The 23,411-nt window shown below is 34.2% G+C and carries 22 protein-coding genes and 1 other RNA gene; 11 read left to right on the top strand and 12 right to left on the bottom strand.

Features of this window, described 5'->3' with window-relative positions:
• Positions 1 to 3: 3 nt before the first annotated feature.
• The 11 genes from uvrC to A9G24_RS02085 form a co-directional block, all read right to left on the bottom strand.
• Entirely contained in the window at positions 4 to 1,839 is a 1,836-nt protein-coding gene (gene uvrC / locus A9G24_RS02135; protein ID WP_065637565.1) for an excinuclease ABC subunit UvrC, read from the bottom strand.
• Between the two features lies 1 nt (position 1,840).
• On the bottom strand, positions 1,841 to 2,518 hold the full coding sequence (artM, locus tag A9G24_RS02130; RefSeq protein ID WP_065637564.1) for an arginine ABC transporter permease ArtM: 678 nt from the start codon (positions 2,516 to 2,518) through the stop codon (positions 1,841 to 1,843).
• Positions 2,519 to 2,530: 12 nt separating this feature from the next.
• Entirely contained in the window at positions 2,531 to 3,259 is a 729-nt protein-coding gene (gene artQ, locus A9G24_RS02125) for an arginine ABC transporter permease ArtQ (protein ID WP_065637563.1), read from the bottom strand.
• A 131-nt stretch (positions 3,260 to 3,390) separates the two neighbouring features.
• Positions 3,391 to 4,125 carry a transporter substrate-binding domain-containing protein gene (locus A9G24_RS02120; RefSeq protein WP_065637562.1) on the bottom strand — a complete coding sequence of 245 codons (735 nt, stop codon included), beginning with the start codon at positions 4,123 to 4,125 and terminating at the stop codon, positions 3,391 to 3,393.
• A 25-nt stretch (positions 4,126 to 4,150) separates the two neighbouring features.
• Entirely contained in the window at positions 4,151 to 4,879 is a 729-nt protein-coding gene (gene artP / locus A9G24_RS02115) for an arginine ABC transporter ATP-binding protein ArtP (protein WP_065637561.1), read from the bottom strand.
• Positions 4,880 to 5,041: 162 nt separating this feature from the next.
• Positions 5,042 to 5,689, bottom strand: a complete 648-nt coding sequence (locus A9G24_RS02110; protein ID WP_065637560.1) for an ElyC/SanA/YdcF family protein — start codon at positions 5,687 to 5,689, stop codon at positions 5,042 to 5,044.
• A 1-nt stretch (position 5,690) separates the two neighbouring features.
• The gene (locus A9G24_RS02105) at positions 5,691 to 6,380 is read right to left on the bottom strand and encodes a CidB/LrgB family autolysis modulator (RefSeq protein WP_065637559.1); all 690 of its coding nucleotides are present in this window, start codon (positions 6,378 to 6,380) and stop codon (positions 5,691 to 5,693) included.
• A complete protein-coding gene (locus A9G24_RS13275; protein WP_081303048.1) occupies positions 6,377 to 6,817 on the bottom strand; it encodes a CidA/LrgA family protein in 441 nt (146 codons plus the stop codon). The genes A9G24_RS02105 and A9G24_RS13275 overlap by 4 nt, the downstream gene beginning before the upstream one ends.
• 94 nt (positions 6,818 to 6,911) lie before the next feature.
• Positions 6,912 to 8,357 (bottom strand): exodeoxyribonuclease I, encoded by a 1,446-nt coding sequence (gene sbcB, locus A9G24_RS02095; RefSeq protein WP_065637558.1) that lies wholly within the window; start codon positions 8,355 to 8,357, stop codon positions 6,912 to 6,914.
• Positions 8,358 to 8,488: 131 nt separating this feature from the next.
• The gene (ubiT, locus tag A9G24_RS02090; protein ID WP_065637576.1) at positions 8,489 to 8,974 is read right to left on the bottom strand and encodes a ubiquinone anaerobic biosynthesis accessory factor UbiT; all 486 of its coding nucleotides are present in this window, start codon (positions 8,972 to 8,974) and stop codon (positions 8,489 to 8,491) included.
• A 21-nt stretch (positions 8,975 to 8,995) separates the two neighbouring features.
• A complete protein-coding gene (locus tag A9G24_RS02085; protein WP_065637557.1) occupies positions 8,996 to 10,627 on the bottom strand; it encodes a Na+/H+ antiporter in 1,632 nt (543 codons plus the stop codon).
• Between the two features lie 147 nt (positions 10,628 to 10,774).
• Between A9G24_RS02085 and recO the strand changes: the two genes are divergently transcribed.
• A complete protein-coding gene (gene recO / locus A9G24_RS02080; RefSeq protein ID WP_065637556.1) occupies positions 10,775 to 11,467 on the top strand; it encodes a DNA repair protein RecO in 693 nt (230 codons plus the stop codon).
• 569 nt (positions 11,468 to 12,036) lie between these two features.
• On the opposite strand, the gene A9G24_RS02075 is transcribed toward recO, so the two are convergent.
• Entirely contained in the window at positions 12,037 to 12,483 is a 447-nt protein-coding gene (locus A9G24_RS02075) for a YaiI/YqxD family protein (RefSeq protein WP_065637555.1), read from the bottom strand.
• Positions 12,484 to 12,737: 254 nt separating this feature from the next.
• Between A9G24_RS02075 and thrS the strand changes: the two genes are divergently transcribed.
• The 10 genes from thrS (at position 12,738) to A9G24_RS02025 (ending at position 23,218) form a co-directional block, all read left to right on the top strand.
• The gene (thrS, locus tag A9G24_RS02070) at positions 12,738 to 14,663 is read left to right on the top strand and encodes a threonine--tRNA ligase (protein WP_065637554.1); all 1,926 of its coding nucleotides are present in this window, start codon (positions 12,738 to 12,740) and stop codon (positions 14,661 to 14,663) included.
• 27 nt (positions 14,664 to 14,690) lie between these two features.
• A complete protein-coding gene (gene infC, locus A9G24_RS02065) occupies positions 14,691 to 15,230 on the top strand; it encodes a translation initiation factor IF-3 (RefSeq protein WP_065587350.1) in 540 nt (179 codons plus the stop codon).
• Between the two features lie 84 nt (positions 15,231 to 15,314).
• Positions 15,315 to 15,512, top strand: a complete 198-nt coding sequence (rpmI, locus tag A9G24_RS02060) for a 50S ribosomal protein L35 (RefSeq protein ID WP_034945602.1) — start codon at positions 15,315 to 15,317, stop codon at positions 15,510 to 15,512.
• A gap of 30 nt (positions 15,513 to 15,542) precedes the next feature.
• A complete protein-coding gene (gene rplT, locus A9G24_RS02055) occupies positions 15,543 to 15,896 on the top strand; it encodes a 50S ribosomal protein L20 (RefSeq protein WP_024496189.1) in 354 nt (117 codons plus the stop codon).
• A 210-nt stretch (positions 15,897 to 16,106) separates the two neighbouring features.
• Positions 16,107 to 17,090, top strand: a complete 984-nt coding sequence (pheS, locus tag A9G24_RS02050) for a phenylalanine--tRNA ligase subunit alpha (RefSeq protein ID WP_065637553.1) — start codon at positions 16,107 to 16,109, stop codon at positions 17,088 to 17,090.
• A gap of 16 nt (positions 17,091 to 17,106) precedes the next feature.
• Entirely contained in the window at positions 17,107 to 19,494 is a 2,388-nt protein-coding gene (pheT, locus tag A9G24_RS02045; protein ID WP_065637552.1) for a phenylalanine--tRNA ligase subunit beta, read from the top strand.
• 5 nt (positions 19,495 to 19,499) lie between these two features.
• Positions 19,500 to 19,793: an integration host factor subunit alpha gene (locus tag A9G24_RS02040; protein ID WP_065637551.1), complete on the top strand. Its 294-nt coding sequence runs from the start codon at positions 19,500 to 19,502 to the stop codon at positions 19,791 to 19,793.
• 137 nt (positions 19,794 to 19,930) lie between these two features.
• Positions 19,931 to 20,026: signal recognition particle sRNA small type (gene ffs / locus A9G24_RS02035), an RNA gene on the top strand.
• A 244-nt stretch (positions 20,027 to 20,270) separates the two neighbouring features.
• Positions 20,271 to 21,140 carry a protease HtpX gene (gene htpX / locus A9G24_RS02030; protein WP_065637550.1) on the top strand — a complete coding sequence of 290 codons (870 nt, stop codon included), beginning with the start codon at positions 20,271 to 20,273 and terminating at the stop codon, positions 21,138 to 21,140.
• Positions 21,141 to 21,277: 137 nt separating this feature from the next.
• Entirely contained in the window at positions 21,278 to 23,218 is a 1,941-nt protein-coding gene (locus A9G24_RS02025; RefSeq protein ID WP_065637549.1) for a peptidase U32 family protein, read from the top strand.
• Positions 23,219 to 23,411: the final 193 nt, after the last annotated feature.

Genomic DNA, 23,411 nt, shown 5'->3' with positions numbered 1-23,411 from the left:
GTGTTATTGTTGTAAATTCAGATAAATTTTTTCAGCTAATGATTTTGATATACCTTGCACTTGAGCTATTTCGTCAATACTGGCACTTTTTAACTCTCTTAATCCGCCAAAATGTTTGAGTAACGCTTGACGTCTTTTGGCACCAATGCCTTCAATATGCTCTAATGCACTGTCAGTAAGTTGCTTTGTCCCTTTTTTACGCTGACCTACGATAGCATGATCATGTGATGCATTTCTAATTTGTTGAATAAGCAATAGTGCAGGGGAATGGTCATCAAGATAATATCCCGTGCCATGAGCTTCAAAAAATAGTGTTTCTAATCCTTCTTTGCGTTCAGCGCCTTTAGCTACACCAATTAAAATAGGATGATTTTTGTTCCAATTGACATCCAATTGTTCAAATACTTGTAGAGCTTGGTTAAGTTGTCCTTTACCGCCATCAATAAAAATAATATCAGGCACTTTTTCAGTTGGTAGCTCTTTTTTACTGTAACGGCGAGTTAATACTTGTTCCATTGCTGCATAATCGTCACCAGGTGTAATACCGGTAATATTGTAGCGTCGAAACTCAGATTTAACCGGTCCCTTATCATCAAAAACGACACAAGATGCAATGGTATTTTTGCCCATAAAATGGCTGATATCAAAACATTCCATTCGATTAATTTTGTCAATCCCAAAAAAGGCTTTCAATGCATCGTAACGTTGTTTAATTGTTGAGTTTGCTAGTAGTTTATTTTTAACTCCAGTTTGAGCATTCACGGTTGCGATATTGAGTAATTTAAGATTATCACCTTTGGGTTCATCAACCAGTTTAACTTGATGATCAGCAATCAGTGACAGAGTTTCTTCCATTGGTTGTTTATCGGACAATGAAAAGTTAAGTAGAATCTTTTTAGGGATATTTCTATTTTGATTGCCTTGCAAATAAAATTGTCCCAAAAAGGTTTCAATAACTTCTTCTAGTTCGGTATTTGATGGCACTTTAGGAAAATAAGATCGATGTCCAAAGGTTTGGCCATTTCGAATAAATAAGACATATATACAAGCCAAGCCTGATTCATAATGGAAACCAATGACATCAAGATTATCATTATTATTATATATAGCTTGCTTTTCATTAATATGTTTTATTGCTTGTAGTTGATCACGCAAAACCGCAGCCTTTTCAAAATTGAGATCGTTACTAGCTTTTTGCATATCTTCGGTTATTTTTTGTAGTATTTGATCTGATTGACCGGATAAAAATAACCTAACATAGTTAACTTGCTCTAGATAGTCTTCATCACTGACTAAACCTGGCACACAAGGGCCTAAGCAACGTTTAATTTGATATTGCAAACAGGGACGAGTTCGATTTCGATAGGTTGTATTTAAACACTGTCTTATTGGAAACGTTTTTTGCAATAGCGTTAATATCTGTTTAACAGCATAACCACTAGGGTAAGGACCAAAAAATTCATCTTTTTTACGATTAATTGCTCCACGATAAAGGGATAGTTGAGGATGCAGTTCTTTGCTTAGTTTTATAAACGGATAGCTTTTATCATCCTTTAAAAGCACATTATATCGTGGCTGATGTTTTTTGATGTATGTCTGTTCAAGTAGCAGGGCTTCAGTTTCAGTATTGGTAATTGTAAATTCAACACGATGGATATGGCTAACAAGCATATCTGTTTTTAGTGTTTTTTTACTGCTATTAAAATAGCTTTTTAAGCGATTATTGAGATCTTTGGCTTTGCCCACATAAATAACCGTATCTTTATCATTAAACATCTGATAAATTCCCGGTTTATGTGGGACTGTTTTCAAAAAGGATGTTGAATCAAATTGGTTCATATTAGTTTTCGAATGTGAGGGCTTTTTTCTCTATAACTCTCATAATGGTGCTCAGTAAGCCATTTATCAAGAGGTATATTAGCCCTGCGACCACAAAAATAGAAAAATCATAGTAATCACCATTTAATTGATTGCTATATCCCATAATATCCATCACTTGAATCATTGATACTAAGGCCGTGCCTTTAATCACGAAAACGACTTCATTTGAATAAGTTGAAAGAGCTCGCTTTAATGCATATGGCACGACAACTTTTAATGTTTGTTTTTTATTCATACCAAGCGCTTGACAAGCTTGCCATTGTCCTTGAGGTAAAGATTTTAGTGCACCATAAAAAATTTGTGTTGTGTAAGCTGCACTATTGAGTGTTAAGGCTAAGTATGCACAAAACCAAGATGATGAAATAAGTTTATAAAGGGCAGGCATTTTACTTAACGTATCACTAAATTGCGAAGGTCCGTAATAAATTAAAAATAGTTGGACAAGTAGTGGTGAACCCGTAAATAGAATAATATAAGTACGAATAACTTTAGTTAATACATTTGAATTTAATGATAATAAACATGCTAAGACGATTGCCAGTAATCCAGCCGATAGAATTCCCAAAATACCTAAGCTTAAAGTATTAGGTAGACCTTGTAGTATGATTTTAAGGTAATAAATAAAATTATCAGACATAATACGACCTTATTAACTTTTTGCTGATGTTGGTTGTTCAAAATAAGTTGAACGTTTTTCAATTCGTGATATTATTTTTTTGCTTAAAATAGAGATGATGAGATAAATAATCATTGCGATGATATACCATAAAAAAGGTTGGTTTGTTCGGGCAATAATGGTTTTAGTTTGCATCATTAAATCATTAATTGCGATGGTCGAAACCAGTGCGGTATCTTTTAACAAAATTAACCACTGATTACTTAATCCAGGTAAGGCATGACGCCACATTTGTGGCATTATAATACGAAAGAATGTGCGTGATTTACTAAGTCCAAGTACTTGGGCAGCTTGTCTTTGTCCGTTGGGAATTGCCTTGAATGCACCGCGAAGCGTTTGTGACGCATAGACTGCATATAATAGTGAAAGTGCAGCTACACCACATAAAAAAGAGTTAATATTAAAATTTTGAATATCGAGTTGTATTGTTAATGAGGCGAAGTAAAAATTAATTGTAAATCCATCATTTAATAATATGAGTAATAAGGGTAATCCATTATAAATGGCGACGACAATTAATAATTCAGGTAAAGCTCGAATCGTTAAATTAAACAGAGACATTAACCATGCAACTGGTTTGAATGGAGCCGATTCTAATAGCGTAAAAATAAAGGCAAAAAACATACCTATAACTAACGATACCAAAGCTAATGATAATGTAATTGATGTAGCTTGCGTTAGTGGCAAGATATATCCATCCATCAAAGGTAGGATCCAGTTTGTTCCATTTGTTAGAAAGTCTGACATAAAAAAACCGTTGTTAAATTAAAAAATAAACTCGCCGCAAAGTATGCGGCGAGATCATAGCGAAGTTGAGTTTTACTGTTTAATAGTTATTTATTAAACCATTTTTTATAAATAGCATCTAATTCACCATTTGCTTTGAGTTTATCCAGAGCTTGGTTAAATTGATTTAGTAATTGATCATTGCCTTTACGAACTGCAATACCTAAACCTTTACCAAAAAATTCATGATCAGTGATTTTATCACTTAATGGTACAATATCGGTATCTTTTCCTAGCCATTCACCTGCGACGATTGAACTTGATACGATTGCATCAATTCGTTTAGCTTTTAAATCTAAAAAAGCAAATTGATAACTATCGTAACTGACTTGTTTAATATCTGGGAATTTTTCATTCAGATATTTTGGATAAGTTGTCCCTTTTTGAATGCCAACAGTTTTACCTTTTAGTTGCTGAAGGTCAGTTAATGTATCTTTTAATGTAATGAATTGAATTGAGCTATCATCATAATAAATGTTGGTAAAATCAACTTGCTTTTGACGTTCTGGCGTAATATCAATTCCAGCTATAGCAGCGTCAATTCGTCGAGTTCTTAAGCTTGGAATTAAGCCATCAAATGATTGATTGACAACTTTGCAAGAAGCTTTTATTTCATCACAAACTTTATTAATCACATCAATATCAAAACCAATAATTTCATTTTTCTCATTGGTAAATTCAAAAGGTGCGTAAGTTGCTTCAGTACCGATGATAAGATTATCTGCTGCTTGAGCAACAAACGCGGTTCCAGTTAGCAAAATAGCAAGTAATGTTTTTTTCATAAATCCACCCCCATATTTGTATTATTTAGTGTGATAAATAAGCTTTAAATTCTTCGGTGTTAGGATGATCAAAACATTCTAACTGCCCTTGCTCAATAATTTTACCGTGCTCCATATAAATGACTTGTGAAGCAACTTTACGAGCAAAATCGACTTCATGTGTAACAATAATTTGTGTAATTCCCGTTTCAGAAAGTTCATTAATAATTTCAGCAATTTGTGATGTGATCGCAGGATCTAATGCTGCCGTTGGCTCATCAAATAATAATATTTGAGGTTCCATCATTAATGCCCTAGCAATAGCGACACGTTGCTGTTGACCGCCCGAAAGATGAAGAGGATAACGCTTTGCCATATCATCAATTTGTAATCTGTTTAAAATAGCCATTGCTTTATCGCTAGCTTCTTTTTTAGATAACTTTAATATTTGGCAAGGTGCTTCAATCAAGTTTTCTAGCACCGTCAAATGTGGCCATAAATTGTAATTTTGAAACACCATTCCTACATTTTTACGAAGATGACGAATTGTTGGTTCACTGATTTTTTCAGAAAAATCAAAATGTGAATTGGCAATAGTCATCTGTCCTGATGTCGGTATTTCAAGTAAATTAAAAACTTTTAATAAAGAGCTTTTTCCAGCGCCACTCTGACCAAGTAATACAATGGTCTCACCAAGTGGATAGCAGAGAGAAACATCATTTAAGGCCTGGTGTTTACCATAAAAACAGTTAATATGGTTTAATTCAATATTCATTGTTAGTTATACATTTTTTTAAAGCAATAATTGATTAAATATTACATTTTTTTGCATAATAATGCAATCTAATTTATTAGACTATTCGTTTTTTGCTTTGTTTTTATACTAAAACGTATGCTTTCCTGAAACTTTTTGACGAAATTTTATCCTTAAGGATGACTACTGGGCATTGGAGAGGATGGGAATTGTAGGACCAAGATATTTAGGTTCTTTTTTCAAAACATAAAGATCAATAAAAGCACCAACGCGAGCAAACATTTCACGAATTCTGACTAACTTCATACTTTTAGGAGAAGGCACAGCAAAACATTGTGCTTGTATATCTTGTGCTAGAGCAATAAAAATAGCTCGTTCGCAATGAAACTCTTGAGTAATAATCGTAAAATCATTTGCATCAAATACTTTATTGGCTCGAATAACAGAATCAAAAGTTCGGAATCCAGCATAATCTAAAACAATTGAATTACTAGGAATACCTGCTTTTATCAAATCTTTCTTCATAGTAATGGGTTCGTTGTAACTCAAAAGAGCGTTATCACCACTTAGTAATAGATAATCAACTTTGTTTTGCCAATAAAGATCAATTGCTCCATTAATGCGATTACGGTAAAAATCATTTAAGCCACCACCTCGAACATACTTTGAGGTACCAAGCACGACACCAATTGCTCGATAGGGCAATTGGTTTTCATCATGATAAATATAAGGAGCTGTTTTATAGCTGATCCAATAATCTAAACTGGCAATTGCCATTATTGAAACCAAACAGAAACTAGCTATATAAGCAATAAGCTTTTTTAATTTCATGCTAAAACCAGTTAAAAATAAATACCATTATTGGAAATAAAAACGGTGCTGTCAATGATGTCATGATGCCACATAAAACCAAGGATAACGAACTATATGCACCTTCATTATAATCAACTTCGATACAACGAGCGGTTCCAACAGCATGTGAGATCGCACCAATTGATAATCCTCTCGCTGGTGCTGATTTTATTTTTACTAAATTCAATATTTGATGCCCAAATATGCCACCTAGCGTACCAACTAGTATCACACAAAGTGCAGCTATGGAAGGTATTCCTCCTTGATTATTCGCAATTGTTACAGCAATAGCTGTGGTCACCGATTTCGGTAAAACCGATGCGGCAATTTCAGTATTTCCACCTAGCCAAAATACAATACAAACACCGGTTATCATTGAAGAAAGCGAAGCGATAAAAGTAATAATCATAATTGACTTCCAACGTGCTTTAATTTGTGGAATAAGTTCATATAAAGGATAGGCGAGGGCAACAACAGAATAAGGCAATAAATCATTAATGATTTGTACGTTACCAACGTATTGTATATAGCTTGTGTTGGTGATGAGTAATATTGGAATTAAGACTATGACCGAAATCACTAAAGGGTTAAATAACGGATTTTTTATTTTAAACGATATTTTTCGAATAACGAGAAAAACACAAAGCGTTAATGGTAGCATCCATATCATGGTTGATGGTTCTCCTCTTTTCTTTTTGGCACGACCTTATGACATTGTTCCGTTAAAAAAGCAGTTACAAGTAATACGATGAATGATCCACCAACACAGCCAAATATTATCGGTATCCAATTTTGCAATAAAAGTGAATAATTATCCATTATTCCCATTGCAGCAGGAATGAAAAGTAATGTCATGTAACGCATGAATAGATTACAGCTATTTTTGATCCAACAGGTGGGAATTAGTTGAAAAGCAAGTAAGAAGAATAGAATTAACAAACCGATAATACTGCCAGGAATCATTATAGGTAATATTTTAGAAATAATATCACCGCTCCATAGACAGAGAGTTAATAAGGCCAATCCTCGACCATAACTGAAAAGTGTATAGTACAAAGAATATAATCGATGTTTGATGGTGGCGTGCTTAGCTAGAAAATGTTTCATAACGTAAATTTAATCTTAATTTTAAATTATGATTATTATGCCTATAGTTAGTGTGAAAGTAGGTTTATTTGCATATATAATACGCCCGTCAAAATTAATTACCAACTAAATAATGGCAATAATGATAAAGTTGTTTAATGATTGCAAGTTTCTCTGACTGTTGAATATAAGTTTCTGCATATTGTTCCAATGTTAATAAGTAATCTTGGATTTTTTGAACATGAAGTTTATCACGACAATAATTCTTCCAGATAATCTGTTCATGTTCTGTCAATGTTTGTGGATAATTTCGTGCTTTGTATCGAAAAAATAGTGTTGCTAAACGCGGATCATCAAATGTTATTGATAAACTATCTAATAAATGAACAGGGGTTGTCCGCACAGTATCACAGCGTAACTTATCTTGATTATTAAAAAATTTCCCGTAAATTTGAGCATCAACATCAGAATTAATAATGTTAATAGGGCTATTCTCATCGATATTAAATAACGCCTGCATTTTATCTTGTAATAATTTTTGATTTTGTAATAGCTTTTGTTGGTTGATTAAGCATTGCTTTATATCAATGTTAAATCTTTCGGCGTTTTCAGGTAATAAGGTTTTTAATGGTGCAATAATAGGGCATTTATTGGTATGAACCAATTTTAAAGGTATTCGTGCTTCGCCCAATTGAAGATCTTCAGTTTTTGTGTACAGTTTTTCTTTTATTTGCTCGACTGGTAGTTTAATTAAGAGATCAATATCTCCAGTTAAATCACAAATAATAGCGGCATTATTTTGTACTGGATGCCAAGTTATAGGTGCAACTACAGATAGGTTTCCACGGTGACTACCTAACATGCCCGATACGTGAACTAGTGGCGTGATATTAACCACATCAATAAGTTCTGCAACTTTATTTTTTTTACGTAATTGGAAAAAATAATCAAATAATTTAGGCTGCTTCGCTTTTATTAATTTAGCCATTGCAATAGTCGCATAAACATCAGACATCGCATCATGTGCATGTTCATGCTTAATGTTGTTCGCTTTTGTTAAATGCTCCAAACGAAAACTTGGTAAGCCCTCATCATTTATTGGCCAATTAATTCCTTCTGGCCTTAGTGCATAACAAGCTCGAACTACATCAAGCAAATCCCATCTGGAATTTCCATTTTTCCAACTATAGGCGTAAGGATCATAAAAATTACGATATAAAATATTACGAGTAACTTCATCATCAAAACGAATATTGTTATAGCCAAGAATACATGTATTCGGTTCACTAAAAGCTTGATGAATTAAGCGAGTAAATTCTGCTTCACAAACACCTTTTTGATTGGCTTCTTGAGGGGTAATTCCCGTAATTAGTACAGCTTCAGGATTGGGTAGATAATCTGGGGCTTGATGACAATATATAACTAGAGGTTTTTCAATAATATTAAAATCTTTATCAGTTCGAACTCCAGCAAATTGTGCGGGGCGATCTAATGCTGGATGAGTTCCAAAAGTTTCATAATCATGAAAGTAAAAAGTTGGCTGTTCTAGGTTGTTTTTCATTGAGTAATTTTGCTCGTATTGTTTTATTCTATTCCCGACGCTGTTATGTTTATTCTTGAACACAGATATGGTACTGAGAAGATTTTACCTGAATGTTGGATTCTAGAAGACCTTACTTTATTTATTTTTTATTAGTTGGTAGGTGCACTTTCGATAATATTTGCTAGTTTTTCAAGTGTTAGCCTCAAAAATTTGGGCATGGTTTCTAATTCGATTGAGTCCATAAGGTTTTTAACATAAAGACCCAACTCAGTATCTCCTTCAACAATTAAGCGGCGTTGAAAAAATAAGGTATCGGGATCTTGACGTCTAGTTGCTATCATAATTAAATCATTAGCATTACCGATAAAGCTCACATCAGCAATTTCTTCTCGGCTAACAACTAATTTATTTTCAATCAAACTTACAAACCAGATAAGCCCCAGATCAGTAACTTCTATTTTAAGCCAACGATTTTCTAAAAAATCGAGATCGCCATCTTCTAGGGAATGTTCAAATTGTAGCTGTAATAATTGTTCTATAGCTTGCTTTTTGACATTAAAAGGAATGCATCGTAAAGTAAGCCCCAAAAGATGAGGCCCATTATTGACAAACTGTGAATGAATCTTGTTTAGAATTTGACTTTTTGCTCCAATCATTTATGCATCTCCAGAAATCATTTTTTCATAAATATCTAAATCAGTATTCAGATGTTCAAATGTTTCTTCACTCACCTCATTACGAATTTTCATTTGTAGCAAAGCTGTGCGCTCTGCACCAATTGCAACGAGACGCATACGCCTCTCTAAGTTTTCTGCCTCAAGCGCTTTTTGCTCTAAATCTTTAAGACCTGTTCGACGTCTTAACGAACCAATAACACGAGAACCAATTTCATGAATAATTTCTTGATCTAAACCAGCTTCAGATGTTTCTTGCAATAAATTATTTTGCATTTTTTCAAGACTGATAATTGCTTCTTCGGCCATTTGACCTTTGACTGTTAAAATTTCATTTTGTTGTTCAGAATTGTCTAAAATTACACTACCTCGTAATAAGATAGGTAATATGATAACTGCTGCTATCAATGAAATTAAAATTATACCTGTTGCAATAAAAACAAGTTGATAACGACCACCAATTGTCATTGGAATAGATAACACACCTGCTAAAGTGATCGCTCCTCTAACACCAGCAAATGTCGAAATTAATAGATCTCTTGTTGAGTATTCTCTAAATGCAAGAGGGCGTTTTGTACCAAGTGGCATGACTGGCAGATGTTTCATTGCCCACAACCAGGCGAATCGAGTTCCCATTAATACCACAAAAACAAATAAAACAATTAAACATAATTGCCATACTTCAATTGAGGTATCAATCTGGTTTTCGGCAAAAGTATTGTTCAGAATGCTTGGTAACTGAATACCTAATAAAACGAATACGAATCCATTAAAAACAAATGTTAGCATTGACCATGTGCTATCTGATTGCAAACGCGCAGTTAATGGTGCATTTCGCATCATACCAGAATGATTAACTGTCATACCTGCGCTTACGGCTGCTAAAATACCAGAACAATGACATTCCTCGGCAATAATATAAGCGGCAAATGGGAGTAAGAATAATAATACGATTTGAATTGCTGGGTCATTGTGAGTCAGCTGATTTATTTTACGTAAAATACGTGCATATAGCCAAGTAAATAAAACACCAATAGCTAAGCCACCAAGCGCAACTATAAAAAATTGTATACTCACGTCAAAGATGTTAAATACCGCATCACCAACAGCAATAGCAATAGCAAATTTTAAAGACACCAAACCTGAAGCATCATTCATCAATGCTTCACCTTCGATGATCTCCATTTTCTCTTTTTCAATGCGTCCTTTCCCCACAATTCCACTTAATGCTACAGCATCTGTTGGCGATAAAACTGCAGCTAGTGCAAATGTTGCTGCTAATTCAACTCCTTTTGGTAACATCCAATAAAGTAAATAACCAACAGCGACAATTGTTATTACAACTAAAACTAGCGCTAGTCCAACAATTTCTCTGACATTGTGCACAAAGTCTTTTACCGATGTTTTACGCCCATCAGCAAACAGTAATGGTGGAATGAATAAAACAAGAAATAATTCTGGGTCAAATTTTACATAAACACCAAAGGCAGCCAATATACAACCTAACAATATTTGCATTAGTGGCAATGGAATTTGTATTGGTAACATTTTAATAACGACGCCAGAAAGTGATACAATTAATACTAGTAGCAAAATTATTGAAAAAAGATCCATAGCTTCTCTTTTATTTATCCTATAATCCTATTGTTTGTATTGATTATAGCGGAATTTGAGCTAGATTTCAGGTGAAAATTTGAAAAATTTATTTCTTTTTGCGTTGTGTGCAATTATTAACCAAAAATATAATTTAAAGGCATTTTAATGGAAAGTTGGCAAAGAGCATTTATACTACATACTCGTTTTTACACTGAAAGTAGTTTATTAGTTGATTTATTTGTTGAAAATGTCGGAAAAATAACGGTGTTAGCCAAAGGGGCTAGGAGAAAAAGTTCAGCATTAAAAGGCATGTTGCAACCTTTTACCCCGCTCATTGTACAATATTCAGGTCAAGGTGAAATAAAAACATTGCGGCAAGTTGAAGCTATGTCGCTGGCATTACCGTTAGTATCTATTTTCTTATATAGCGCATTCTATTTAAATGAGCTATTACATCGAGTTTTAGTTGCAGAAACAGAAATGCCAACTCTTTTTGATGATTATCTAACAAGCTTGCGACAATTAGCCCAACAAATTCCTGCTGAAAATGTGCTGCGAGCTTTTGAATTATCTTTATTAGAAAATTTAGGATATCACATCGATTATTTTCATTGCTGTGTAACTGGTGATGATATTGTTAAATCGATGCATTATCAATACGAAAGCGAAAAAGGTTTTATTAGTAGTTTATTACAAAATAGTACAAGCTTTACAGGGGAGCAAGTTTTAGCTTTTGGAAAACGTCAATTTGATAATGACTGTACGTTAAAAGCGGCTAAACGGTTTACCAGAATGGCATTAAAACCTTATGTAGGATCAAAACCATTTAAAAGTAGGGAGCTATTTTTAAAAATCTAATCTTACTGAAATTTATCAGTAAACTATGCTAATTTTGATAATTTGTATTTTGGTGTAGGAATTACTCGCGTTGTTTACTGTAATTTGAAAAAAACTGTAATGAATATACATCGCCGAATCAAAGGTGATGTGATATGGGGCTCTGTGGTCAGTCGTCCGAGTATCTATAACTTATAATGCGCTAAAGAAAGTCAGATTGAAGTTGTTCGCCCCCCATACCCGTAAGAAGAAAGGTTATAAAATCATTCCTTATGGCATTAAACGTCAGTCAAAACAGGTTACGTTATTTTCTACGTCAGTTTTGTGCTCACGATGGAGTATTTATACTACTATTCATATTTTAGACTATATTTTTGTAAAAAATATTCAGGATTCTATGCCGTTTCGTAATTAATTGAGAATTGGTAGTATCTATTGGTTAAAACCTTATTAACCCTCAATTAATCAAAAATTCACGAAATCTATTTACCAACAAACAAATGGAAAAGGCGAGAAAGTAACACAGACTTTCATAAAGATGTAGCATGATGAGTAAATATTCGAAGATTCAAAAGATAGAAAACAAAAGGTTAAACGATTCTACATATTAGAATATCAAGCTGATTGGCAAACTTTTCTCTATCTCTGTTTGAAAAAGGAGAAGGACCTTTAGACTGTATTCCGCTAGCTCGCATCGTTTCCATAAAATCTCGCATAGTTAATCGTTCTTTAATTGTATCAAGTGTATATTGTTCTCCCCGTGGCGTGAGGACTAAAGCACCTTTATTTAAAACCTCTGATGCAAGTGGAATGTCAGACGTAATGACTAAATCATTTTTTTTAACCAACTCAATAATTTTATTGTCTGCAACATCAAATCCTTTTTCAACTTGCAAGCTTTTGATATAAGGCGAGGAAGGGAGATATAATCGCTGATTAGCAATTAATACAACATTAATTGCTTTCCGGTTAGCTACTCGATATAAAATCTCTTTAATTGGGTTTGGGCATGCATCGGCATCAATCCAAATGTTCATAACCAGTATGTCTATATTATAAAATATCAATTGCTAGCAATTATAGCTGTTATTAGGGGAAAAGTGCTATTCATTTTTTGTGAAAATATTTTAGGTAAACCAGCAGTTTATTCTATTTTATGAATTTATTTATGTTGATATAAACTGATTCTTTCTATTTAAAATCTTGATGATAAGTGGTAGTATATCAGACCAATTTATTTATGTACGCAAGTGCGCTTTCGTGTGGCGCACCACTGTTATAAGGATTTATTATGCCAATTATTACTCTTCCTGATGGAAGTCAACGCCAATTTGATAAACCCGTTACCGTTTTAGAAGTTGCACAAAGTATTGGTGCAGGGCTGGCAAAAGCTTGTATAGCTGGACGTGTAAATGGTGAGCGTAAAGATGCCTCTGATATCATTGAGCAAGATGCAACATTAGCCATCATTACTACTAAAGACGAAGATGGACTTGAAATTATTCGTCATTCTTGTGCGCATTTATTAGGTCATGCGATTAAGCAATTATGGCCTGATACACAAATGGCAATCGGTCCAACAATTGATAATGGCTTTTATTATGACGTTGATTTAGATCACTCACTAACGCAGGAAGATCTTGATGCATTAGAAAAGCGCATGCATGAATTGGCTAAAAAAGATTATGAAGTAAAAAAAGAAGTTGTTAGTTGGGAACAAGCTAGAGAAGTATTTTGGGAGCGACGTGAACCCTATAAAATTGCTATCTTGGATGAGAATATCCCTAAAGATTCAAAACCAGCACTTTATCATCACGAAGAATATATTGATATGTGTCGTGGACCACATGTACCTAATATGCGTTTTTGCCACCATTTTAAATTGCAAAAAGTTGCAGGTGCTTATTGGCGCGGTAATAGTGACAATAAAATGTTACAACGTATTTATGGAACAGCATGGGCAGATAAAAAACAACTTGATAGCTATTTACAATTTTTAGAAGAAGCGGCTAAACGTGATCACCGTAAAATAGGTAAACAGCTTGATCTTTATCATATGCAAGAAGAAGCACCCGGTATGGTATTTTGGCATAATGATGGATGGATTATCTTCCGTGAACTTGAGGTTTTTGTTCGCACTAAATTGAAAGAGTACGATTATCAAGAAGTAAAAGGTCCATTTATGATGGATCGTGTTTTATGGGAAAAAACAGGGCATTGGGGTAATTATAAAGAGTTAATGTTTGTCACTTCATCTGAAAATCGTGAATATTGTATTAAGCCAATGAACTGTCCAGGGCACGTACAGATTTTTAATCAAGGTTTAAAATCTTATCGTGATTTACCATTACGTATGGCAGAATTTGGTAGTTGTCATCGAAACGAGCCATCTGGGTCTTTACACGGATTGATGCGTGTTCGAGGTTTTACCCAAGATGATGCACATATTTTTTGTACTGAAAGTCAAATTCGCAGTGAAGTTAATAGCTGTATCAAAATGGTTTACGATACTTATAGTACTTTCGGTTTTACAGATATTACTGTTAAGTTATCCACTCGTCCAGAAAAACGAATCGGTAAAGATGAAACATGGGATCTTGCAGAAAAAGATTTGGCCGAATGTTTAACTGAGAACGGCATTGATTTTGAATATCTACCAGGTGAGGGTGCCTTTTATGGACCAAAAATCGAGTTTACTCTACATGACTGTTTAGGACGTGCATGGCAATGTGGTACTGTTCAACTAGACTTTATGCTACCAGAACGTTTAGATGCAACTTATGTTGGTGAAGACAACGAACGTCATGTTCCCGTTATGATTCATAGAGCCATTTTAGGTTCAATGGAGCGCTTTATGGGGATCTTAACAGAAAACTGCGCAGGATTTTTTCCTACATGGCTTGCTCCATTGCAAGTTGCAGTAATTAATATTACCGATAATCAAGCTGAATATGCAAAACAATTAACCGCGCAACTACAAAAAGTTGGCATTAGAGCAAAAGCGGACTTGAGAAATGAGAAAATAGGGTTTAAAATTCGCGAGCATACTCTTAAACGTGTTCCTTATATGTTTGTTTGTGGAGACAAAGAAATGGAATCAGGAACAATTTCAGTTCGAACTCGCCAAGGTAAAGATCTTGGTAGCTTTGAAGTGAAACATGTTATAGAATTGTTGCTTAACGAAATTCATAGTCGTTCATTAGAACAAATGAATTAATGATAAATTAATTTGGAGGAATGAGATATTAAAGTCAGTAAACGAATTCAGTCAACACGAGCACATAAGATCAACGATGAAATTACCGCTCGTGAGGTGAGATTAACCGGCGTCGATGGTGAGCAGCTCGGTATAGTAAGCTTAGATGAAGCTTTAAAACAAGCTGAAGAGGCAACCTTAGATTTAGTTGAAATAAGCCCTAATGCAGAGCCACCTGTTTGTCGAATTATGGATTATGGCAAGTTCCTCTATGAAAAGAGTAAAGCAACAAAAGAGCAGAAAAAAAAGCAAAAGGTTGTTCAGGTTAAGGAAATTAAGTTCCGACCTGGTACAGACGAAGGCGACTATCAGGTAAAACTCCGCAGCCTGATTCGCTTTCTTGAAGATGGCGATAAAGCTAAAGTCACATTACGTTTTCGTGGTCGTGAGATGGCTCACCAACAGTTAGGTTCTGAGATGCTTGATCGCATTAAAGAAGACTTAGCTGATTTGGCGATCATTGAGTCTTATCCAACTAAGATTGAAGGTCGACAAATGATTATGGTGCTTGCGCCGAAGAAGAAATAGTGGTTTTACAAGCTAATTTTTGATTTATTGAAAATTACACCATTATTTTATTTTTATTAACAATGCGAAGTGGAAATTAATAAAATGCCTAAAATTAAAACTGTAAAAGGCGCAGCAAAGCGCTTTAAAAAAACAGCTTCTGGTGGCTTTAAGCATAAGCAAGCTAACAAAAGTCATATCCTAACTAAAAAATCAACTAAACGTAAACGTCATTTACGTGGTTTGACGACTGTGTCAAAAGGCGATTTAGGTTTAGTTACTGCGTGTGTTCCATACGCTTAATTTTGGTTAATTATTTAGAGGATATAGTTTATGGCTCGTGTTAAACGTGGTGTTATTGCTCGTGCACGTCACAAGAAAATTTTAAAACAAGCAAAAGGTTATTATGGAGCTCGTTCACGTGTATATCGTGTTGCTTTCCAAGCTGTAATTAAAGCTGGACAATATGCTTACCGTGACCGTCGTCAACGTAAACGCCAATTCCGTCAATTATGGATTGTTCGTATTAATGCTGCAGCTCGTCAATGTGGTCTTTCTTATAGCCGTTTTATCAATGGGTTAAAGAAAGCATCAATTGAAATCGATCGTAAGATCCTTGCTGACATTGCTGTATTTGACAAAAATGCATTTGCTGCATTAGTTGAAAAAGCAAAAGCAGCACTATAATAACTTGATAAAAGCCGAGTCATCTCGGCTTTTATCATTCTAATTTTGATATTTTTGAAGAGTAAATTAATTATGAACATAGTTATTTTTCGTTTCTTTTTTGGTTTCTGTTGCAATATAAATTCATGAGGCAAAGAAAAAACGAAAAATGATTATAAAAGCCTCAAAAGAGGCTTTTTTTATGCAATGAACAACAAGCAGGAGAACTGTATGTCTCAATTAGTTGAACTGGTGAATAATGCCAAATCCGCTATTGAAAGTGCTAATGATATTAATTCGATCGAACAAATTCGAGTGGAGTATTTTGGAAAAAAAGGCTATTTTACCATGCAGATGGCTTCTTTACGTGATGTTCCTGCCGATGAGCGTCCAGCTGTCGGTCAAAAAATCAATGAGGCAAAGCAAGAAGTAGTTGAAATATTAAATCAAAAGCGTAATTTTTTAGAACGACAGGCGCTTGATGCAAAACTAGCCAATGAAACAATTGATATTACGTTGCCAGGTAAATCACTTGAATTAGGTGGATTACATCCAGTCACAAAAACAATTAATCGATTAGTTGATTTTTTTGGTGAGCTGGGTTTTGTTGTTGAAACTGGTCCTGAAATTGAAGATGACTACCATAATTTTGATGCACTGAATATTCCGGCTCATCATCCTGCGCGTGCTGATCACGATACATTTTGGTTTGATGCAAAACGATTATTAAGAACACAGACGTCAACTGTGCAAATTCGCACTATGGAAAACCAAAAACCCCCAATCCGAATCATTGCACCAGGTAGAACTTATCGCAATGATTATGATCAGACTCATACGCCTATGTTCCACCAAATGGAAGGCTTACTGGTTGATAAGGATATCAGCTTTACACATTTAAAAGGGTTATTACACGATTTTCTTCATTGCTTTTTTGAAGATAATATGGAAATTCGTTTTAGACCAGCCTATTTTCCATTTACAGAACCTTCAGCTGAAGTTGATATTAAAGCTAAAAACGGTAAATGGTTAGAAGTGTTAGGTTGTGGAATGGTACATCCTAATGTATTACGTAATGTGGGCATTGATCCTGAAATCTATAGTGGTTTTGCTTTTGGTATGGGTATAGAGCGATTAACCATGCTACGTTACGGTGTCACAGATTTGCGTTCTTTTTTTGAAAATGACTTACGTTTTTTAAAGCAATTTAATTAATTCTGGAGATCAAAACATGAAATTTAGTGAAAATTGGCTACGTGAATGGATCAATCCAGAAATTAGTAGCGAAATGCTTGCCAATCAATTGACAATGGCTGGTTTAGAAGTCGAGGATGTTGAAAAAGTAGCGGGCGATTTTACTGGAGTAGTTGTCGGTAAAGTTGTTGAATGTATGCAACATCCGAATGCAGATAAACTTCGCGTAACAAAAGTTGATATAGGTAAAGCCGAATTACTTGATATTGTTTGTGGTGCGCCAAATTGCCGTCAAGGTTTAACTGTTGCTTGTGCAACAGTGGGAGCTGTATTACCTGACGATTTTAAAATTAAAGCGGCTAAATTACGAGGCGAACCTTCGGAAGGAATGCTTTGTTCTTATTCTGAATTGGGAATTTCAGATGATCATAATGGAATCATTGAGTTGCCAGATGATGCACCTTTAGGCATGGATCTTCGTGAATATTTAAATCTTAATGACGTTATAATAGATATTAGTGTTACACCAAATCGAGCGGATTGTTTTGGAATTGTTGGCATTGCCAGAGATATTTCTGCCGTTAACAATATTGCTATGAAAGAACTAAAAGTTGACAATGTATCTGTAACAATTAATGATACATTACCAATCCAGATAGATGAACCGAAAGCAGCACCACGTTATTTAGGTCGTGTAATTAAAGGCATCAACGTTAATGCCACAACGCCATTATGGATGAAAGAAAAACTACGCCGTGGTGGAATCCGCTCTATTGATGCAATCGTTGATATTACCAACTATGTATTATTAGAACTTGGTCATCCAATGCATGCGTTCGATTTGGCTGAAATAGAGAAGGGTATTGTTGTTCGTTATGCCCAAAAAGAGGAGAAACTTGTTTTACTTAATGGTAATGAAGTTAAACTTAATGATAAAACCTTAGTTATTGCCGATCACCAAAAAATCTTAGCATTAGCAGGAATTATGGGGGGGGAGAAATCAGGCGTAACGCAATCGACTAAAGATGTGTTTCTTGAATCTGCGTTTTTTAATCCATTAGCAATAACAGGTAAAGCTCGTGAATATGGTTTACATACAGAAGCGTCACACCGTTATGAGCGTGGAGTCGACCCATCTCTACAATTTGTAGCAATGGAACGAGCTAGCAAATTATTAATTGATATCTGTGGTGGCGAAGCTGGTCCAATTATTGATGTAACACATAAAGAAGAACTTCCTGTACAAGCAACTATCCAGTTACGTCGCAATAAAATTGATCGTATTATTGGTTATGCAATCGAAACACAAAAGATCACTGATATTTTAGTTAGACTCGGTTGTGAAGTTGAATACAAAGAGAATGTGTGGGTTGTAAAATCACCAAGTTGGCGTTTTGATTTACAAATTGAAGAAGATCTAGTTGAAGAAATAGCTCGAATTTACGGATATAACAATATCCCAAATGCTAACCTGAAGATTGAATCAGTAATGAGACCAAAACCAGAAAGTCAAATATCATTACGAAGAGTAAAAGACTTATTGGTTGATAAAGGGTATCAAGAAGCAGTTACATATAGCTTTGTTGATCCAAAAGTTCAGCAAATTCTTCATCCTGAACAGTCTGGAATCAAGCTACCTAACCCGATTTCAAGTGAAATGTCAGTCATGCGTTTATCGCTATGGTCTGGGTTATTAGATGCGGTATTATATAACCAAAATCGTCAGCAAGCACGTATACGATTATTTGAAATAGGTTTACGTTTTATACCAGATGAAAAATGTGAATTAGGTGTACACCAAGAACTGATGTTATCTGGTATCGTTACAGGTAGTTTGTACGAAGAACACTGGCAGCTTCCTAAAAAGCACGTGGATTTCTACGATCTTAAAGGTGATATTGAGTCAATTTTTTCACTTTTAGGCTGTGCAGATAAAGTGCAATTTAAGAAATCGCAGCTTACTACCTTACATCCAGGACAGAGTGCAGATATTTATTTAAATGATGATATAGTAGGCTATTTTGGTGTCTTACATCCAGAAATTGAAAAAAAATTATCTTTAAATAGTAAAACGCTTGTTTTTGAAATAAATTTAGCTAAAATTGATAGCAAGAAAGTACCTGTTGCTCAAGATTTATCAAAGTATCCATCGAACAAGCGGGATATAGCTATTGTTGTATCAAATACAATTCCAGTAGCAGATATTATTTCTGAGTGTAAGCAAGCTGGTGGTGAGCAACTTATAAAAGTTAATCTGTTTGATGTTTATCAAGGCGAAAATATCAAGGAAGATCAAAAAAGTCTTGCTATCAGTTTGATTTTGCAAGATAAATCGCGTACACTTGAAGAAGAAGATATAACAAACATTGTAAGTAAGTGCGTCACTGCTTTACAAAATCGTTTTGAAGCCCTATTAAGAGAATAATAACTATGACATTAACTAAAGCTGATATTGCAGATCGTCTTGCCGAAAAATTTAACATTGATCGTCAAGAAGCTAAAGTCCTTGTTGAACTCTTTTTTGAAGAGATCCGTGTGGCTTTAGAAAAAGGAGAGCCCGTAAAATTATCTGGATTTGGTAATTTTGCAGTACGTGATAAGAATTCACGTCCAGGACGTAATCCAAAGACAGGCGAAAGTGTGGATATCTCTGCTCGTCGAGTTGTTACATTTAGACCTGGAATTAAATTTAGAGAGCGTGTAGAAAAAAATTTAGTTATCTAGTTGCTAAGTTTTGATCCTACTTTTTCAATATAATGCCTTTCTTTTATTGAATATATTAGAAGGGCGTAGTAAATTTTCATAAAAATAGTTGTATTAGTTTCTTAAATAAAGCATAATAATACCTCCAATGGAGGCTCTATGGGTTCTCTTGCAACATTTTTTTGCTCATCAGGTCAGGTCCGGAAGGAAGCAGCCAAAGTAAAAAGCATGTGTGTGGGATGCGGCTGATAGAGTCTCCTCCAGTACTTTCTCATCGGTTATTTACTTCAGTATGTTATAAAATATTCAATTCGCTTTATGTTTAACAAACAAGCAAATATCGCATATTCCTCAAAATATACTTATATTGATAGTTGTATCTAGGCTGCATTTTTGCGATCATAAGCAGTGGGTTATTAATTAATAATTCGTGATATTTTAATTTAATTTAATCATTAAAAATTTGAAATACATGTAATATATAAAAAGAGCAAAATTATGATGCGAGTTGGATTATTTATTCTAACTAACTTAGCGGTTATGTTAGTATTTGGAATTATTCTAAGTATTTTAGGCGTTGATGCGCATAGTACTTTAGGATTACTTATTTTTGCAGCAATCTTTGGTTTTGGAGGATCTTTTATATCCCTTTTATTGTCTAAGCGAATGGCTTTGCGGTCAGTAGGGGGACAAATTATTTCTCAACCCAGTAATAATCAAGAGCAATGGTTACTCGATATTGTTCGTCGCTTATCAACAGAACTTAATATAAAAATGCCAGATGTTGCTATTTATCATGCTCAAGACGTAAATGCTTTTGCAACTGGCGCAACCAAAAATAGCTCTCTTGTTGCGGTAAGTACTGGTTTATTAAATACGATGACTCAAGATGAAGCTGAAGCAGTGATTGGTCATGAAATGAGCCATGTTGCTAATGGCGATATGGTCACAATGACTTTATTACAAGGAGTTCTTAATACTTTTGTTATTTTTATTTCAAGAATGTTAGCATCCGTTGTAGCTCAAGCATTGGATGATCGTAATCGTGGTTTATCACAGTTAACCTATTTCTTGATAGTTATGGTTTTTGAAACCGTATTTGGTATTTTAGCAAGCCTTATAGCTATGTGGTTTTCTCGTTATCGAGAATTTCACGCTGATGCTGGTTCGGCTAAATTAGTAGGCAGTACAAAAATGATTGCCGCGTTAGAAAAACTAAAAACTAGCCATGAACCGAGTGAAGATACTTCAATTTTAGCATTTTGCATTAATGGTGCTAAAAAAGCAAAAATTTCTGAATTGTTTATGTCTCATCCACCATTAGAAAAACGTATAGAGGCTTTAAGGAATGAAACTTATCGAAACTAAGGTTAGATGATCTATATCAAATTTATATTCAAACACATACTTTCCTGAAACTTTTTTACAAGTATTATTAATTTTATAATAATGCTTGTAAAATAAAAACCAAATTATTCGCTATTTAGATTTTCAAAGAGTTTATAATGTCATATCTTGTCACCAATAATAAATTAGAATTGCTTAGTCCCGCTAAAAATATTGAGATTGCACAGCAGGCTATTTTACATGGCGCAGATGCCGTATATATTGGTGGACCGAACTTTGGTGCTAGATATAATGCAGGTAATTCGGTTAGCGATATTGCTCAGCTAGTCAAATTTGCCCATCGTTATTATGCAAAAGTGTTTGTAACCTTAAATACCATTCTTCACGATAACGAACTTGAACCGGCAAGACAACTTATATGGCAGTTTTATGATGCAGGTATTGATGCGTTAATTGTGCAAGATATGGGTATATTAAATCTAGATATTCCACCCATAGATTTGCATGCTAGCACTCAAATGGATATTAGAACACCTGAAAAAGCCAAATTCTTGTCTGATGTTGGTTTTTCACAAATAGTATTGGCTCGTGAACTTAATTTAGCTGAGATAGCAAAAATTAATGATCAAATTGATGCAAAAATAGAGTTTTTTATTCATGGTGCACTTTGTGTGGCATTTTCAGGACAGTGTTATATCTCTCATGCACAAACAGGGCGTAGTGCGAATCGGGGAGATTGTTCTCAAGCTTGTCGGCTTCCTTTCACCTTAAAAGATGATCAAGGTCGTATTGTTGCTTACGATAAACATTTATTATCAATGAAAGATAATAATCAATCAGATAATTTGAGCGATTTAATTCAAGCAGGTGTGAGATCTTTCAAAATAGAAGGGCGTTACAAAGATTTAAGTTATGTCAAAAATATTACTGCTTTTTATCGTCAAAAATTAGATAATATTTTAACCCAATCTCCTGATCTACAACCAGCATCAAGCGGCCGAACAGAACACTTTTTTACACCAGATCCTAACCAAACATTTCATCGAGGAAGCACGGATTATTTTGTACACGGAAGAAAGCCAAATATAGGCGCTTTCAATTCACCTAAATTTATTGGCTTACAAATTGGAGAGATAACCAAGATTACGCCTAAAACCATCGATATTAAATCCGAGAAAATATTAACTAACGGAGATGGTTTAAATGTACTGATAAAACGAGAGATTTTTGGATTTAGAGCCGATAAGATAGAAAAACTTTCGGTCAATCAATACCGAATTTACCCAAATGAAATCCCTAAACCACTGTTTTCAGCTAAATTACCTTATATAATCAATCGAAATGTTGATCACATGTGGCAACAAAATTTATTGAAAGAATCAAGTACTCGTAGAATTGGCGTGTCATTTGAACTATATAATATCGAAAATGGTATTGAGCTAAAAGCAAAAAGCGAAGAGGGAATTTGTGTTAATTTAGAACTAAAGGGCACATTCGATTTTGCAGAGCAACCAGATAAAGCATTGATAAATATTAGAGATAATTTAGCTAAACTAGGACAATCTATATATTATCTAACTGAATTTGAAGTAAATCTATCAAAAATTTATTTTATTCCAATTAGCCAATTAAACCAATTTAGACGGGATACCATTGATAAATTGACTGCTGCAAGGTTAGCAAATTATCATCCCCAAAGACGTAAACCTGAACAGAAACCGGCTCCAATTTATCCTGAAAATCATTTAAGTTTTTTAGCCAACGTTTATAATCATAAAGCAAGAGAATTTTATACACAACATGGAGTTGAATTAATCGAAAGTGCCTATGAGGCTCATGAAGTTAAAGATGATGCACCATTAATGATAACGAAACATTGCTTACGATTTGCATTTAATTTGTGTCCAAAACAAGCAAAAGGGATTCAGGGAGTTAAAACCAAAGTTACACCAATGAAATTGATTCAAAATAATAATGAAGAATTACTACTGAAGTTTAATTGTAAAGCTTGTGAAATGCAGGTTTGGGGTAAAATAAAAAAGCATATTCTAAAAATGCCAGTTCCTGGTAGCGATGTTATTTTTATGACAAAAAATTAAAGTATCTAAATAAAGAAATAATCATATTTTATAATTTTTCATTGTATTAATTAAATATTATTTAACATAATATACATTACGCGCACCAAGATAAACGTACGTAAAACTAGACGATGAAACCTGTATAATCATGACCTCAATTTAAAAAACACGATTTACCAGTAAAATGTTAAATTAATCAATCTATTAACAA

The organism is Gilliamella sp. App6-5 (genome assembly GCF_001690525.1).
GTDB classification, from domain to species: domain Bacteria; phylum Pseudomonadota; class Gammaproteobacteria; order Enterobacterales; family Orbaceae; genus Gilliamella; species Gilliamella apicola_H.
Note: the sequence above shows the minus strand (reverse complement) of the source record. Positions and strands in the feature narration are given on the sequence as shown.

Excerpts from the sequence above, each read along its gene's own strand:
- uvrC (WP_065637565.1), bottom strand. The coding sequence starts at position 1,839 with ATGAACCAATTTGATTCAACATCCTTTTTGAAAACAGTCCCACATAAA.
- artM (WP_065637564.1), bottom strand. The coding sequence starts at position 2,518 with ATGTCTGATAATTTTATTTATTACCTTAAAATCATACTACAAGGTCTA.
- artQ (WP_065637563.1), bottom strand. The coding sequence starts at position 3,259 with ATGGATGGATATATCTTGCCACTAACGCAAGCTACATCAATTACATTA.
- A9G24_RS02120 (WP_065637562.1), bottom strand. The coding sequence starts at position 4,125 with ATGAAAAAAACATTACTTGCTATTTTGCTAACTGGAACCGCGTTTGTT.
- artP (WP_065637561.1), bottom strand. The coding sequence starts at position 4,879 with ATGAATATTGAATTAAACCATATTAACTGTTTTTATGGTAAACACCAG.
- A9G24_RS02110 (WP_065637560.1), bottom strand. The coding sequence starts at position 5,689 with ATGAAATTAAAAAAGCTTATTGCTTATATAGCTAGTTTCTGTTTGGTT.
- A9G24_RS02105 (WP_065637559.1), bottom strand. The coding sequence starts at position 6,380 with ATGATATGGATGCTACCATTAACGCTTTGTGTTTTTCTCGTTATTCGA.
- A9G24_RS13275 (WP_081303048.1), bottom strand. The coding sequence starts at position 6,817 with ATGAAACATTTTCTAGCTAAGCACGCCACCATCAAACATCGATTATAT.
- sbcB (WP_065637558.1), bottom strand. The coding sequence starts at position 8,357 with ATGAAAAACAACCTAGAACAGCCAACTTTTTACTTTCATGATTATGAA.
- A9G24_RS02085 (WP_065637557.1), bottom strand. The coding sequence starts at position 10,627 with ATGGATCTTTTTTCAATAATTTTGCTACTAGTATTAATTGTATCACTT.
- recO (WP_065637556.1), top strand. The coding sequence starts at position 10,775 with ATGGAAAGTTGGCAAAGAGCATTTATACTACATACTCGTTTTTACACT.
- A9G24_RS02075 (WP_065637555.1), bottom strand. The coding sequence starts at position 12,483 with ATGAACATTTGGATTGATGCCGATGCATGCCCAAACCCAATTAAAGAG.
- thrS (WP_065637554.1), top strand. The coding sequence starts at position 12,738 with ATGCCAATTATTACTCTTCCTGATGGAAGTCAACGCCAATTTGATAAA.
- rpmI (WP_034945602.1), top strand. The coding sequence starts at position 15,315 with ATGCCTAAAATTAAAACTGTAAAAGGCGCAGCAAAGCGCTTTAAAAAA.
- rplT (WP_024496189.1), top strand. The coding sequence starts at position 15,543 with ATGGCTCGTGTTAAACGTGGTGTTATTGCTCGTGCACGTCACAAGAAA.
- pheS (WP_065637553.1), top strand. The coding sequence starts at position 16,107 with ATGTCTCAATTAGTTGAACTGGTGAATAATGCCAAATCCGCTATTGAA.
- pheT (WP_065637552.1), top strand. The coding sequence starts at position 17,107 with ATGAAATTTAGTGAAAATTGGCTACGTGAATGGATCAATCCAGAAATT.
- A9G24_RS02040 (WP_065637551.1), top strand. The coding sequence starts at position 19,500 with ATGACATTAACTAAAGCTGATATTGCAGATCGTCTTGCCGAAAAATTT.
- htpX (WP_065637550.1), top strand. The coding sequence starts at position 20,271 with ATGATGCGAGTTGGATTATTTATTCTAACTAACTTAGCGGTTATGTTA.
- A9G24_RS02025 (WP_065637549.1), top strand. The coding sequence starts at position 21,278 with ATGTCATATCTTGTCACCAATAATAAATTAGAATTGCTTAGTCCCGCT.